Raw genomic sequence first — 15,469 nt, 5'->3', positions numbered from 1 at the left:
AAGGTTTATCTGCGGACGATACGGCCAGAATTGGCGGAAAAATGAACTGGGGCGGTCTACAGGGTCATCAATCTATCCGCTGGGCGGTCGCCTACGGCTTGTTCGGTGCGCCTCGCTCTGGAGCGTCCATAGCCTTCGCATTGGCAGCACTCTCAATCACGGGGAACCCCGCTACCGGGGCAACGGCGCTCGCGGCCATGACAACCGCGCAACTTGTCGGAGCCATGCCAATTGCCCGGTTGGGGCGGGGTGCAGACTCAATTGCATTCTTCAAGGCTCTCATCTTTATTCGGACGGCAGCACTGTTCGCTTGCGCTACTGCGTGTGGAGTTGGGGCGCCGTTCGAAGTTTTCATCGCTGCGGCAATTGCCGCCGGCCTCGTGCAAGGTGCGGCCTTCGGCTATCTGCGTGACAGCGCAAACTATCTTGTGGTGCCGTCACAGATGACAAGGGCCCTTGCCTTGGCAGCTTTTGCGTCGGACCTCACCTTCCTCGTCACCCCAATTTTGGCGGCCAGTCTCGGATCGGTATCCGCATCATTCTCGATAGCAGCAATCGCAATACTCGGCGCGGTGCCCGCGATGCTCTTGCCGTCTGCACAAAGCGAGGTAAAGCCGCAAGCGACCGAAACCCGAACCAAATCGCTGACGCCTGAAGTCCTTCTCTGGCTCGGATGCGCCTGTGCCAGTTCCGCCGCGATCAGCGGCATCGAAGTTGGCGCGGTGTCGCTTGCGATGGGGTTCAATCTGCAAGCGGGGTACGGCGCGATATTCACCGGAACCCTGTGTGGGGCGTCGCTTGTCGGGTCCATGGGGAACGGACTGCTCAACAAAGCTTACTCGAAGCAGCAGGTCGCGGCGATGTTCCTCTCGATCATTATCGGCATGGCGCTGATACTTCAGAATTCCTTCGGTTTATCGATACTCGGCTGCGCGCTTGTCGGTATATGCGCCCCATCGCTCGGCATCCACTACTCATTGCAGCTCAACAGACTGGTGACAGCAGAGATGAGGGCAGAGGTTTTTACCATGCTGAAGATTTCGACTTCATTGGGAACCATCCTAGCCTCGGCGACGCTCGGCTGGACTTCTGTCACGTTTACCCTGACCGCTTCGATATGGATGCTCGCTTGCGCGCTGGCGGCAATTCTTTCGAAGGACCTCATCGTTGGGCGAGGGGTAACCGAGACGCACCTCAGCGGCGGCGCCGCAATAGCAACTGCTCCCGCCCTGGCAGCGGGGCGACGGAGGAAACGGAACGGCCGTTGATGTCAATGTCACTCGACGAGGAGGCAATCACGTCCGGGTCCAACGACGGCCTAGGGATCCTGGACAGCCTGCCCGGCCTGGTCTGGACAACGGACGAAACAGGAAGCCTACGCTATGCAAACTCACGCTTCACAGACTTCACTGGCTTGATGATCGGTCAGGATGGCTCACGGCAGTGGGCAAGCTTTCTGCATCCCGACGATCATCTCCTTGTCGTTCCGGCGCAGAAGGATTGCGTTCAACCCTTCACCGCCCGTTTGCGGCGACGGGACGGACAATTCGAGTGGTTCAATCTTTCTGCTTCGCCAATGAAATGGCTCGAAGGTGAGGTCTGTTGGCTTGCGACAGAACGTCTTGATAGGATCGACAACCAGATTGGCAACGCGGATCGTGACTTTCGGAAATTCCTGGACTCCCTGTCATTCCAGGCGCTTCTACTAACTCCTACTCTGGAGCTCGAGTTTGCAAATCAATCAGCATGCCGCTGGTACGGCTCGTCGCCAAGTCATATGCATCTCGGCAACCTGGAGGAAATCGCCTTTCCGCAGGCGGGGCAAAACCGAAATGAACCAGCCGTCGTTTCGTATCAAGCGCCCTCCGCCGACGGCACACTGCGCTGGCTGGAGGCGCATGTCACTCCAATACGGAAGCTGAGCGGAGAGGTGGCGGGCTATTGCGTACTTCAGACCGACACGCAGGACAATCAGGAAAACTCTTTCCTCCTCGGCGAGGAAATGGAGATTCTCGAAATGGTCGCGCGAGGCGCGCCGTCGGCAACTGTCCTTCAACGGCTCTGCGATGTCGTCGAAGATCTGGTTCCGGACCTCGTTTGTGGGTTTCTCGAGCTTTCGCTTGACCGCAAGCTCTTCCGCATGGGAGCGGCTAGCAGGCTGCCAAGCGAGTTCAGGAAGATCTTCGATGGCAAGAGCGTGATTTCGGACAAGAACCCCTGCTCCACCGCCGCTTTGACGAAAAGGTCCGTCGAGATCGAAAACCTGGCCGAAAGCGACCAGCGTGAGACGTCGATGGGCGAGATCATGTTGGCCAACGGTCTGAATTACTGCCAGGCCATCCCCATTCTCTCCCCGTATGGAAACACGGCCGGGATATTTGCGATCCTACGGCATCAGCAAGCAAAGCTTGAACCTCGCGAGCAGCAGATAGTAGATCGAGCGAAGCATATCGCAGCTATCTCCATAGACCGGACACGTCACGAGGAAGCTCTTCTCAAGCGAGAGACGCAGGTCGAGCGGAGCCAGGCCCAACTCGTTGCCGCTCAACGGATCAGTTCAACAGGCAGCTTTACGTCGGATATCCAGCGGGATGAGAACATCTGGTCTGAGGAGTTCTACAGAATATTCGACCTCGACCCTGAGCTCGAGCCAAGCATTGATGCGGTCAGGGAGCGGGTCCATCCAGACGACCTGGAACTCTTTGACTTCGAGATGAAGAGAGGGTTCGCTGGCGAGGATGCCGACTTCACCTTCCGGATCATCAGGACAGACGCGTCGGTCAGGTTCATTCGCGGACTTGCGAGAGTTACGCATTACATCGGCGACCACCCGGTGTTCATGGGAACGGTTCAGGACATTACAGAGACAAGAACGGCGGAAGATGCTCTCAGACGGGGCGAGGAAGCGCTTTTAAAAGCTCGAGAGGAACTCGCGTATGTATCTCGCGTGATGACTATAAGTGCCCTGACGACGTCCATAGCGCACGAGGTTAGCCAGCCACTTTCGGGCATTCTCGCGAACGCAAATGCATGCGTCCGTCTGTTGGCGCTCGATCCGCCGAACCTTGCGGCCGCAACAGACACCGCTCGGCGGACGATCCGAGACACCATGCGTGCGACCGAAGTTATTAAGCGACTTCGGGCTATGTTTAATCGGCAGTCTCCAACCATGGAGGAGATCGACCTCAACGAGATAGCTCGGGAGGTCATCACATTGTCGTCTCGAGACATGCGGGAGAAACTTATCGTTCTGGAGGCGCGATTGACACCAGGACTGCCAACGGTCACTGGCGACCGGATCCAGCTTCAGCAGGTCATCTTGAATATGGTCCTGAACGGGATCGAAGCCATGGCAGAAATCAAGGAACGGCCTCGCCGTCTGCTCGTGCGTACGGCGCTGGAGGGCGCCGACATGTCTTCACTGTCGGTCTTGGATGCCGGCGTCGGAGTCGGCGCCGACACTGTGGAAAAGATCTTCGAACCCTTCTTCACCACGAAGCGCAACGGGATGGGCATCGGTCTCTCCATCAGCCGCTCAATAATCGAGAGCCACGGCGGCCGCATGTGGGCGCTGCCGAACGATGGGCCGGGCGCAACCGTGGCCTTTTCTCTCCCGAACAAGCCCTAGCTGCTCGACCACGCAATCACTGCGTCGAGGCGGGCACGGCAGATCGGCCGATACCTAAGTCTGGTTTTGCACCGTTTCTAACAAGGCTATTCTCCATTCATCGCCTCCTCCTCCCTGGGCGAAACGCTGATGCAGCGACAGCGCTCCCGCGTCCTCCCCTCCGCCGGAGCGCGCGGATCCTCCCGGTCCGCTGAAGGCCGCCTCCACCTGCCCGGAGGCGGCCTTTTTGATCCTCGCCGCGCTAGTGGGTGGGCCGCGATACCTTCGTGCAATAGGATTCCTGGTTCAGACGCGGTTAGGTACTCGCGCAGCAGCGCCGCGAGGTAATCCGAATGCGCACGCAGATCGAATTGAATATGCCCGCACCGGGTTTCTGGCGGGCGACCTTCGCCAATCCGCCGATAAACCTTGTCGACCCCGAAACGATCTCCGAACTTTCTGAATTGATCGTGAGGCTTGAAAGGGATCCCGATATCAAGGTGATCGTGTTCGAAAGCGGGGATCCGGATTTCTTTCTCGCCCACTACGATGTTCTTGTAGACAAGGCGCGCACGGCGGCAATGATCCCCGGGCCCACGGGCATGCATCCCTGGCTCGATGTCCTGGTGCGGCTGTCACGCGCCCCAGTCGTCTCGATTTCATCGATCCGGGGACGCGCGCGGGGAGCAGGCAGCGAATTCGCTCTGGCTTGCGATATCCGCTTCGCGAGCGCCGAGAAGGCAGTTCTCGGGCAATTCGAGGTCGGCGTCGGTGCGGTGCCAGGCGGCAACCCCATGATAAGGCTTGCCAACCTCATGGGGCGCGGTCGTGCACTCGAAGTGGTCCTCGGCGCCGACGATTTTCCGGGCGCTTTGGCGGAACGATACGGCTATGTAAACCGTGCGGTTCCAGACGCGGAACTCGACGGCTTCGTTGACCGCTTTGCCCGGCGCATTGCAGGGTTCGACAAGGACGCGCTGAGGGAGGCAAAGCGATTTGTCGATGAAGCGTCCCTCCCCGACGACTCACTCTTCCCGCCTGCCCTCGATCAGTTTTTCGTATCTGTCATGCGTCCGGCAACGAAAGCACGGATGGCAGAACTCTTGGAGGCAGGGCTCCAGAAGCGTTCAGATCTCGAACTTAATCTCGGCCAACGCATCGCGACAGGCAGGGTCGGCGAAATCCCGGACGAAACCTTCAGCGGCGGCGACGCTTAGCGCCGCAACCAACTTCCCAGCTAAAGCTGAAGTCCACTTCGGGAACGTAACCCCTCGGAAATTGCGATGAAGCGTTTCGTTGTGAAAGGCAGATCGCCATCGTAGCTCACGCCACCAGCCACCTACAACGCCATGCAAGGAGCCCGTGATGACGAACCGACGTCCGGAAGGAATTGAGCCATACGATCACCCCGCTGGAGGCTGGGATGCCTTGAAAGCGGTAGCGAAGACACTCGCGCATCAGCAGGTCGTTGCTCAAGGCAGCAGAACTCTTCTGAAGGCAAACCAGCCCGACGGCTTCGACTGCCCTGGATGTGCCTGGCCAGACCCCAAGCACACCTCCTCCTTCGAATTCTGCGAGAACGGCGCCAAAGCAATCACCTGGGAGTCGACCGCGAAACGGACAGATTCTGACTTCTTCCGGCAGCACATGGTCTCGGAATTATGGGAGTGGTCCGATCACCAGCTCGAAGATGCGGGACGATTGACAATGCCGCTGCGCTACAATGCCGCGACCGGCCATTACGAGCCGATCGCGTGGGACGAGGCATTTGCACTCGCAGCCGCCGAACTCAACAAGCTTGATGACCCCGATCAGGCGGAGTTCTACACATCGGGAAGAGCTTCCAACGAGGCGGCCTTCCTATATCAACTATTCGCTCGCGCGTACGGGACCAACAACTTTCCAGACTGCTCGAACATGTGCCACGAAGCCACCAGCGTCGGGCTACCCAAATCTATCGGGGTGGGCAAGGGCACCGTAACGCTCGAAGATTTCGACCATGCCGATGCGATCTTCAGCTTTGGGCACAATCCCGGCACCAATCATCCGCGAATGATGTCTACCCTTCATGCAGCCTCACGCCGCGGTGTGCCAATCATCGTTTTCAATCCATTGAAGGAGCGTGCGCTGGAGCGCTTCGCGGCGCCGCAAGACCCGATCGAAATGGTGACGCTTTCCTCGACCCGCATCGCTTCCGCATATTATCAGGTGCGGGTTGGCGGTGATCTTGCTGCTCTCAAGGGGATCATGAAGGCTGTATTTTCACTTGACGCTGAAAGTCTGAGCGGCGGAGGGCCAGGCGTATTGGATCGCTTGTTCATTGCGGAGCACACGCTGGGGATTGAAGCCCTCGAGGCTGACATCGCGGCTACCAGTTGGGAAGAAATCATCTCGGCAAGCGGATTGTCACAAGAAGCAATCGAAAGCGCGGCGGCGGTCTATGCGTACGCAAACAATGTCATTGTCTGCTACGGAATGGGTATCACACAACACGCGAAGGGCACCTCGAACGTCCAGCAGATCGCCAACCTGCTCATGCTGCGTGGGAACATTGGCCGTCAAGGCGCAGGCATCGCGCCGATCCGCGGCCACTCCAATGTTCAGGGAGACCGCACTGTCGGTATCACTGAGATGCCGAACAAGGCCCTCCTGGACGGCATCGAGCGGGCCTTCGGATTCAGGCCCCGGGGAGACAAGGGACACAATGCAGTAGAAGCTATCGAAGCTATCATCGCTGGCCGCTCCAAAGCGTTGGTCTGTCTCGGTGGAAACCTTGCAGTCGCGATGTCTGACCATAAGGCAACATTTGCAGGGATGCGGAATCTGGATTTCGTCATTCACATCGCGACGAAACTGAACCGCTCCCACCTCCTTGTCGCAAAGACATCGCTGATCCTGCCGTGTTTTGGAAGGACAGACCTCGATACCCAGGCTTCGGGTCCTCAGGCGGTCACCGTCGAGGACTCAATGTCGATGGTTCATGCCTCCAGAGGCTTTCTGAAGCCGCCCGGTGACCTGGTCCGATCTGAACCAGCCATTATCGCTGGAATAGCCAAGGCCACGTTGGGCAGTCGCCACGGGATAGACTGGGATGGCTTGATCGACGATTATGATCGCATCCGTGACAAGATCGAGGTGGTTTTTCCCGATTTCTCGGACTTCAATACGCGGGTTCGCAACCCGGGCGGTTTCCGACTTGACGTTGCCGCCTCGTTCCGTCGCTGGAATACAGCGAACGGCAAAGCAAACTTCCTGACCGCCCCTGGCCTTCGAGAAGATCAGGCGCTCGCCGGAATACAAGCGCTTGTCCTGACGACGATCCGTAGCCACGATCAATACAACACGACGGTCTACGGCCTCGACGACCGCTACCGTGGGGTTTTCGGTCGCCGCGACGTGGTCTTCATGAATGCCGAAGACCTGGCCCGCCGGGGCCTCGCCGATGGTGATCAGATTGAAGTCCAAGGCCTTATTGGCGATCAGCAATCCCACACGATCAGCGGCCTAACAGCCGTGGCATATGACATTCCGATAGGCTCGGTCGCGGGCTATTACCCTGAAATGAACACGGTGATGTCGCTTTCCCATTTCGATCGGCAATCAGGGACACCCTCATACAAGGGGGTGCCAGTGGTGGTGAAACGGACAACGCGGCTTCCTATATCAAGCCCCGAAATCCAATAGGGAAATTCGACTATGACATTGAATGGCAGTCTGCTCATCGCAGGATCGGAAAAACGCGGCACCAATGGCAATTTTCACGGAATTGCGGCTGCCACTGGAGAGCCTCTTCCTGTCTCGTTCGGCGGCGCAACCGCTGAAGACGTCGAGCACGCTGCAAGCCAGGCATGGGCGGCCTTCAGCGTTTATCGGGAGACCGAGCTCGATCGCCGGGCGGAATTTTTGGACACCGTCGCAGAAGAGGTTGAGCGCATTGGTGACGACCTTATCGTGAGAGCGATGGCTGAGACGGGCCTATCGCGCGCAAGGCTGGAAGGTGAACGCGCCCGAACCCTTGGACAACTTCGGCTGTTCGCAACGGAAGTCCGTGACGGGCGCTTCCAGGAACTGCGGTTCGATCGCGCGGACCCGACCCGCAAACCCTTGCCCAAGCCTGACCTCCGGTTGAGAAACGTTCCGCTCGGCCCGGTGGCGGTGTTCGGCGCCTCCAACTTTCCGCTCGCCTTCTCGGTCGCCGGCGGCGATACGGCCTCCGCTCTGGCGGCTGGCTGTCCGGTCGTCGTCAAGGCACATTCGGCACATCCCGGAACCTCGGAACTCGTCGGCCGAGCAGTCCAACGCGCAGTCGCGCGTGCTGGGCTGCATCCGGGAACCTTCTCCTTGCTTTTCGACACAGGGTTTGAGGTCGGTCAGAAATTGGTCGCCGATCCAAGGATTTGCGCGGTCGGCTTCACTGGCTCCCGACGAGGCGGAACGGCGCTGATGGAGATAGCTTCGAGGCGGAAGCAGCCAATCCCCGTCTATGCCGAGATGAGCAGCATCAATCCGGTAATCCTGTTTCCGGGAGCGCTTAAGAACCGTGCAGTCGATATCGCGTCAACCTTCGTGGACGCTCTTGTCCTCGGCGCCGGGCAGTTCTGCACCAATCCCGGTTTATTGCTAGCGATCGACGGTGAAGCATTGGACATTTTCGTCGATACCGCGGCGAAGTTGCTTCCGCAGATCGACGCGCAGGCGATGCTGACCCCGTCCATCGCAAAGGCATACTGCGATGGGGTTGCCAAGCTGAAAGCGCATGCGGAAGTGCGGGCAGTCGCCTCCGGAAAGGCAGGAAGCCGATTCGAAGGAACGGCTGCTCTGTTTGAGACGTCCGCAGATGCATTCCTCGCTCATCATGAACTTCAAGACGAGGTATTCGGAGCTGCGGGTCTTGTTGTCCGCTGCAAGGACTTTGAACAGCTTGAGCGGGTCCTTGATGCCCTGGAAGGGCAACTCACGATCGCGCTTCAGATCAGCGAAGAGGATGAGTCTTTGGCTCGTGGACTGGTGCCGAAGCTGGAGCTGCTTGCGGGGCGACTTCTGGTCAACGGGTTTGGTACGGGGGTCGAGGTTTCACCAGCGATGGTTCACGGAGGTCCGTATCCAGCAACGGCGGACGGAAGGTCAACCTCCGTCGGCACTCTGGCTATCTACCGCTTCCTCAGGCCCGTGTCGTACCAGGACTTCGCCGTGGCGCTTCTGCCTGCCGCTCTTCGCTAACCTGCCTGCACCGCGGCTGGCCGTCTCGATTTGCAGGCAGCCAGCCTAGCACCAGTTCTCGAAAAGCCGCCGCCTGAGTTCGTCCTCGTTACCTAAGCCACTCTGATAAAGGGTTACAAGGTACCGGGCGGCATCCTCGGCGATATCACCTTGTCTGTCGCATCGGCGCAGAGAGCAGTATTCGCGTAGAAGTCCGCGCATAATCGAGATTTCTTCTGTGCCGAGCGGCCGCCCACCTGCTGAAAACCTATCACACATTTGCGCCAACCGACCTGTGCTACGCTGGATCGATCGATCTGCATGTGGTTTCGCACTTCGGGACCGCTGCGTGGCTCGGGGTATGTGCGCCAGCAGAGACCCCGGGAACCCAAACCCGGGCGGCCTTCGTCGGCTCCTTCACGGCCACCAACGCAATGACCAGAGCAGCAATCGCCACCAGGATCACGAAACCGGGGAACAAGGAACCCGAGGGCCTGTAGTCATGCGACATCGTCATCTCCTAACCGTGCGTTGGCCACCGTTGAGGAATGAGTAAGTCCAATGCCGTCTCGTCCGGCATTGCACATAGGTATCGCCGATACCTTCGTATCCCCAACACCTTCGTTCAGTAGCGGCAAGCGGGCGATCCCTCCAATGTCCCAGATAGTGCGTAGACAGCCGCGATCGCACACACCTGCCTTCGCGATATCCTTGGAGAACACAACCATGAGCAACATCGAGATCGCCAACATGACACGCCGCTCCCTTAGCGGCGCGGCTCTAGGTCTTACCGCCGCCGGACTCTTTGGCGCCATCGCTGGAACTGTTCGCGCAGAGCAGGCCAGTGGCGGTCAAAAGAACTCCGTTCCCTTGACCGCAAGCGAAACCATCGAGGCCGGCGATCTCAAGGTCGCCTATTCAGCGATCGGCCCGCAGGACGGATCCCCCGTGATCCTCCTTCACGGGTGGCCGTACGACATCAACAGTTTCGCCGAAGTTGCGCCGATCCTGGCAGCACAGGGGCACCGCGTCATCACCCCGTTTCTTCGCGGATATGGCGGCACCACGTTTCTGTCCGAGAAGACGAAACGCAATGGGCAGCAGTCAGCGCTCGCCATCGACACCATCAAACTAATGGACGCCCTCAAAATCGATCGGGCCACCGTCGCAGGATTCGATTGGGGAGCTCGCACTGCTGACATCGTCGCTGCGCTCTGGCCCGAGCGGTGCAAGGCCCTGGTCTCCGTCAGCGGCTATCTGATCGGAAGCCAGGCAACCGGAAAGAATCCCCTTCCCCCATCCGCTGAACTGCAATGGTGGTACCAGTACTACTTCGCCACTGACAGAGGACGTCAAGGCTACGCGAAATACACGAACGATTTCGCGAAGCTGATCTGGAAGCTTGCCTCCCCGCGGTGGGACTTCGACGATGCCACATTCGATCAAAGCGCGGCCGCCTTCGTCAATCCGGATCACGTCGAGATCGTAACCCATAACTATCGATGGCGGCTGGGCCTGACCGACGGAGAGAAGCGGTTCGACAAGTACGAGACAAAGCTCGCCACGGCTCCGGAAATCCCCGTCCCGACGATCACGATGGAGGGTGACGCCAATGGCGCACCGCATCCGGACCCCAAGGCATATGCGGGGAAGTTCAAGGGAAGATACGAGCACCGCCAGATATCCGGTGGCATCGGTCACAACCTGCCTCAAGAGGCTCCGACAGCATTCGCGCAAGCGGTGCTCGACGCCGACACCTGGGCCTAGCCCGAGCGAAAGAGGACATTCCCGTGATCGATCTAAGCCGCGAGTATCCCCCACGTATCCTTGATAGCTTTTTCATAGGCGGGGCACTGGGTTCGGGCTTCCGGGACACAAGCAAAGAAGATCGTCGGTCCCGGAGACGGCAAGTTATTGACCGAGGTACCCCTCGCAACGACAGGTGAGATCGATCTGACGATTGCCTCTGCGGCAAACGCTTTCGAACGCGGACTTTGGCCCCGGGCCCAGCCGAGCGAGCGCGCAGCGGCGATGACCGCGCTTGCCGGAGCGCTTGAACGTCGGATGTCGCTGTTTGCCAAACTGTGGACCGCGCAGGTGGGTGCGCCCATTGCCCTCACCAATCGACTGTCGCCTTTGGCCATAGCGCGGTTGCTTTACTTCGCAGGACTCGCCCTGACCTACGAGTTCGAAAATGAACGCCAAACGAGGCCGGGAGGGCGGTCCCGAGGGTCTCGAAACGTTTCTTGAGACAAAGGCGGTCATCTTCCCGGATTCGTGACGGGCATTGGGTTGAAGATACAAGACCAGCCGCATGCTGCTTGGCAATAAACGCTGGCTACCCCTGCGCGGACGTGACCCGGAAGATACGCCACGGAACGGCCATGAGGAGCGGCGATCTGCACCACCGCGCCCGCGAGTTACCGGCCAAAGATCAACCGTTGATACTCTCGAAGCATATCCGCGTCCTCAACCGAACCATGATGGTGTAGCTGCCGCCAGGCGTCGTCTTGCCTGATGAACCACCGGGTGGTTCTAAACGCGATTTCCAGCTTGTCATCCGCGGTGATACAGGTCCCACGTTCCCTGCCGACAAAGAGGTGCCACTCGCTCCCTCCCTGGCTGCTGAAGTCATGGAAGGTGACATGGACCTTTGCGGGACCGCTGAAGAGTTTGGAATACCCCTCTGCGATCGTTCCCCAACCGCGACGAATGCCGCCGATGGGGTTGTCCATGCTTGGGGCTTCCCCTTCGACCCAGACGGATTCAAGCCCTTTGAGATCGCCCGCGTTGAAAGCCCGGTAGAACTCGATCAGGGCATCGAGGGGACTACCATCTCCGGCCCTAGGTTCGGTGCCACTTATCTCGACGAGATGTGTCTGCATTTTCGACCTCATGGGGATCAGACCAAAGCGAGCAGCGATTGCACTGCCGCCGTCGATGAAGCAGGATTCTGGCTCGTGATCAGGTGGCTATCAACGATTGTGAAACCCTCCTAGTCTCCTGTCTTCTTATTGTGGCCCCCAAGTGCCCTGAGATCATCTTCGGTCCGGTCCGTGTAACCAAGTTCATCATGCAAGTCAGAACCACCAAGATCTTGCTCATCGTTATCTCCCGTTGAAGACGTTCGGCGTCTTGTCCGGTCATTGGCGAGCAGAAGCGAACTCCATAGGCAGAGGCGGCACGCTCGATCGACCTTTTCAGCATGCTCACGAGATCGCCCGCATGCCATTGTACGATGGTGTCGTGGAGAGAGGGCGGGACCCAATGCCGATACCATCGTACAATGGATTTTCGGCCAGAAACTCTCATGCTCTGCGTCGAGAGGCGGCGGGATATTACCATCGGGCAGTATCGTCCGTAGCTACTCGTGATATAGTCTGCACTCAATGAGCTTTGCGCCCTCTTCAAGGAGGCAGCACATGTACCGGATGATCTCGGCGATGACTCACGCGACTAACTCGCCCTTGAACACCATCGGCGGGCCGACGGTGTTCGTGGTTGACGATGATATTTCAGTTCGAGAATCTTTGGAGCTTTTGATTGGTTCTGCGGGGTGGCGGCCAGTTCTTTTCGACTCTGCACAGGCATTCCTGGCTGGGACCCCGATTGCGGGACCAAGCTGCCTTGTCCTGGACGTGAACATGCCCGACCTCAACGGCTTGGATCTTCAATCCATGATCACTCAGAGTGGTAGCCGCACGCCAATCATATTCGTATCGGGCTTCGGCGACGTCCCCATGACCGTAAAGGCTCTGAAGGGCGGAGCTCTCGATTTTTTGACGAAGCCGATCGACGCCGAGGCGCTTCTCGAGGCTATACAGTCGGCCCTTGCGCGGAGCCAGGTGCTCATTCGCGATGAAGAAGAGTTGATGCGGCTTCAACGCAGCTACGACGCCCTCACCCCGCGAGAGCGCGAGGTCATGTCCCGCGTGGCGAAGGGTCTTTTGAACAAGCAGGTCGCTTTCGAACTCGATATTAGCGAAATCACGGTCAAGGCGCATCGTGGCCAGGTCATGCGCAAAATGAGCGCCCGGTCACTGCCGGATCTTGTGAACATGGCGGCGAAGCTTCGCATTGAGGACGGCAGAGAGGTCCACTAGCGTTCCTGCGACCGATGATGGACCTTGACAGGAAACATCACGATCATGGCCACGAGGATCACGGCTCCCACGACCAGGCTAACGCTTGCGATGCCCAGAGCAAGCGCGAAGGCGCTGTCAGCATTTGACTGGCGGGCAAAGATCATTCCCACGACGGGCGGGCCCATGATCTGCCCGATAGCGAACACAGCCGTCAGTAGCCCCATGTAGCGGGCGTGGTGGTTCGATCGAATTCGCCGTACCTCATTCATAGCGAAGTAGCTGATTGCCGTGAAGGGCACACCGACCAGAATGCTGCTGAGGCCGAGGCCGACTGCATTCTGCCAGATCACTGACACCGCCACGCCTGCGGCCTGAACGAGGTACGAGCCGACAAGATACAGGCGCGCATCCGCACTCGTTCTCGCACGCGATGCCAGAAGAGAGCCGACAACGGCGGCTATTCCGAACAGTGGCCAGAAGGCGGTCAGCAAGGGAGAGTTCGGTATCGCGTTCTTTGCGATCACCGGCAAGTACGTTGCGGTTACAATGTACCCAAAACCGGCAAGCCCGTAGGCCAAGGAAAACATAGGCATCTCGCTTCGCGGAACTCTCCCCGATGGCAATCCTGCATTACCAACATAGAAAGGCTCAACAGCTCTCGACGGCTTTCGAAAGACACGCCAGATGAGTGCGCTGATCGCAGCGGACAAGAAAGCAAATGTCACCCAGCCCCATTGCCCCGTAAAGCTCAATGCGGTCATGGCGCTGGCAGCCAGGCCGGACACAGCAATCCCAGCTCCGGGCCCAGTGAAGATCGCGCTGCCGATCGAGCTTGACGATCCGGAAAGCTTCGCCAAGCACCAGCCTGACGTGAAGACGAAACCGATCGCGGAAGCGACACCCGCCAGAAACCTTAGCGCCATCCATGTCGCAGGGAACGGAAGCGCCATCAGGGCGGTAAGCCCAACGGTTAGCACGAGAGCAGCCCTGATGACCATCGTCTGATGCCACAGCTTTGGCATCAGCATTGCCGCCAGAGCGCCGACCAAGTAGCCGACGTAGTTTGCGGTGGCGAGCCGACCTGCAAGAACGAGATCGACCGTTCCGTCGTGCAGCATCATCGGCAAGATCGGAGTGAAGGCAAAGCGTCCGACCCCCATGGCAATTGCAAGGGAAGCGGATCCTGCGAGAACGACTGTGAGTTGTTCGGTTACTCGCCGAGACATGCCAATTCCTCCGGCGCTAGACGGTTTCAATGATGAGGTGACGTAGTTGGGCCTGTCGGCTTGCTTCCCGAGCGGGCGGCAGGATGTCTGCCGCCCCGAAATAGTTACTCGTTCGCCTGCGTTGAACTGCCGACCTGCGGTGGGCTCTCCACCGCGTAACGCTACAGTCGATGCGCTGTCAAAGCTGCTTCCAGAACTGCCATAGCGTCCTGGAAAAGTTGCCGTGTCAGCTCCCCTGCAGGAAGTTGTTTCGCTAACTTCACCGCCTGGCCTGCCCAAAGGTTCGTGAAGTCGTCGTGGCCCGTTGCTTCCGCCTTCGCGCGAATGGCGGCGACGGCTGCACCCGCCGTCGGAAACGCTGGCGCCACGTCGGAAAGCGGACCAAGCTCTCGCATCAGCCGATTCACCACGCCGCGGGCGGGCCGCCCGGTGAAGACATTGGTGATCGCCGTACTGGCGTCGCCAGCGTCCTTGAGAGCCTTGGAATGCAGTGCGGGTATTTTGGCCTCCGGCGTAAGGAGGTACGCAGTGCCGGCCTGAACCGCGGACGCGCCAAGCATCAGGGCCGCAGCAACTCCCCTGCCGTCCGCGATTCCCCCTGCGGCAATCACTGGAACCTTGACCGCGTCGACGACCTGGGGAACGAGTGCCATAGTTCCGACTTGGGTGCTCATGTCCTGCGTCAGAAAATTTCCGCGATGGCCACCTGCTTCGAAGCCCATCGCGATGACCGCGTCAACGCCATTCATCTCGAGCCAGGTGGCTTCGGCAACTGTGGTTGCCGAGGACAGCACCTTGGCTCCAGTGGCCTTTACGCGATCAACAAGTCGCCGATCCGGTAGGCCGAAATGAAAGCTCACCACCTTGGGGCGGAACTCTTCGACAACCTCGCAGAATTTTTCGTCGAATGGCGCGCGACCAGGGCCACTGACTGGAGCAGCCGGATCGATGCCATATTCTACATAATACGGTGCCAGAACTGATCGCCATCTCATCTGTCCAACGGGGTCGGCATCGGGCGTCACATGGCTGAAGAAGTTCACATTGATCGCCCTCGTCGTTGCTGCGCTGATCCGCTGAAGCTCCTCACGCAACTGTGAAACTGAATACTGTGCACTGGGAAGCGAGCCGAGGCCGCCAGCATTGGAAGCGGCAATCACCATCTCCGCGGTTGTCGCTCCGGCCATTGGAGCCTGGATGATGGGAAGCTCGATGCCAAGGAGATCAAGGATTCTTCGGTCCAGCCAGGCGCTCATATCGGTCTCCATTTCGATGCACTGCATGCCGAGGCTTAGCGCGATAGCTGGCCACGGTCTATTGCACCTTGGTGTGCTTCAAGATCCCCGACCGAT

Annotated in this window: 10 protein-coding genes; 7 read left to right on the top strand and 3 right to left on the bottom strand. The window is 59.0% G+C overall.

Annotated elements, in window-relative coordinates; genetic code table 11:
- Positions 1–41: 41 nt before the first annotated feature.
- The 6 genes from P0086_RS01950 (at position 42) to P0086_RS01925 (ending at position 10,573) form a co-directional block, all read left to right on the top strand.
- Positions 42–1,268 carry an MFS transporter gene (locus tag P0086_RS01950; protein ID WP_345799296.1) on the top strand — a complete coding sequence of 409 codons (1,227 nt, stop codon included), beginning with the start codon at positions 42–44 and terminating at the stop codon, positions 1,266–1,268.
- The gene (locus tag P0086_RS01945) at positions 1,268–3,628 is read left to right on the top strand and encodes a PAS domain-containing protein (RefSeq protein WP_275782221.1); all 2,361 of its coding nucleotides are present in this window, start codon (positions 1,268–1,270) and stop codon (positions 3,626–3,628) included. Before P0086_RS01950 ends, P0086_RS01945 begins: the two co-directional genes overlap by 1 nt.
- A 332-nt stretch (positions 3,629–3,960) precedes the next feature.
- Positions 3,961–4,824 (top strand): enoyl-CoA hydratase/isomerase family protein, encoded by an 864-nt coding sequence (locus P0086_RS01940; RefSeq protein ID WP_275782220.1) that lies wholly within the window; start codon positions 3,961–3,963, stop codon positions 4,822–4,824.
- Positions 4,825–4,972: 148 nt separating this feature from the next.
- Positions 4,973–7,291, top strand: a complete 2,319-nt coding sequence (locus P0086_RS01935; protein WP_275782219.1) for an FdhF/YdeP family oxidoreductase — start codon at positions 4,973–4,975, stop codon at positions 7,289–7,291.
- Between the two features lie 12 nt (positions 7,292–7,303).
- Complete coding sequence (locus P0086_RS01930) at positions 7,304–8,827, top strand: aldehyde dehydrogenase (NADP(+)) (RefSeq protein ID WP_275782218.1); 1,524 nt, start codon at positions 7,304–7,306, stop codon at positions 8,825–8,827.
- A 705-nt stretch (positions 8,828–9,532) separates the two neighbouring features.
- A complete protein-coding gene (locus P0086_RS01925; RefSeq protein WP_275782217.1) occupies positions 9,533–10,573 on the top strand; it encodes an alpha/beta hydrolase in 1,041 nt (346 codons plus the stop codon).
- Positions 10,574–11,226: 653 nt separating this feature from the next.
- Here the strand turns inward: P0086_RS01925 and P0086_RS01920 are convergent.
- A complete protein-coding gene (locus P0086_RS01920) occupies positions 11,227–11,691 on the bottom strand; it encodes a nuclear transport factor 2 family protein (protein ID WP_275782216.1) in 465 nt (154 codons plus the stop codon).
- 537 nt (positions 11,692–12,228) lie between these two features.
- On the opposite strand from P0086_RS01920, the gene P0086_RS01915 reads away from it, so the two are divergent.
- The gene (locus P0086_RS01915) at positions 12,229–12,909 is read left to right on the top strand and encodes a response regulator (protein ID WP_275782215.1); all 681 of its coding nucleotides are present in this window, start codon (positions 12,229–12,231) and stop codon (positions 12,907–12,909) included.
- Here the strand turns inward: P0086_RS01915 and P0086_RS01910 are convergent.
- Positions 12,906–14,117 (bottom strand): YbfB/YjiJ family MFS transporter, encoded by a 1,212-nt coding sequence (locus P0086_RS01910; RefSeq protein ID WP_275782214.1) that lies wholly within the window; start codon positions 14,115–14,117, stop codon positions 12,906–12,908. The two genes, P0086_RS01915 and P0086_RS01910, sit on opposite strands and share 4 nt — an antisense overlap.
- Before the next feature lie 161 nt (positions 14,118–14,278).
- Entirely contained in the window at positions 14,279–15,373 is a 1,095-nt protein-coding gene (locus tag P0086_RS01905) for a nitronate monooxygenase family protein (RefSeq protein WP_275782773.1), read from the bottom strand.
- Positions 15,374–15,469: the final 96 nt, after the last annotated feature.

Source organism: Mycoplana sp. MJR14 (assembly GCF_029210525.1).
In the GTDB taxonomy this organism is placed as follows: Bacteria; Pseudomonadota; Alphaproteobacteria; order Rhizobiales; family Rhizobiaceae; genus Mycoplana.
The sequence above is the reverse complement of the archived record's forward strand: the minus strand, read 5'-3'. Positions and strand labels throughout refer to the sequence as shown.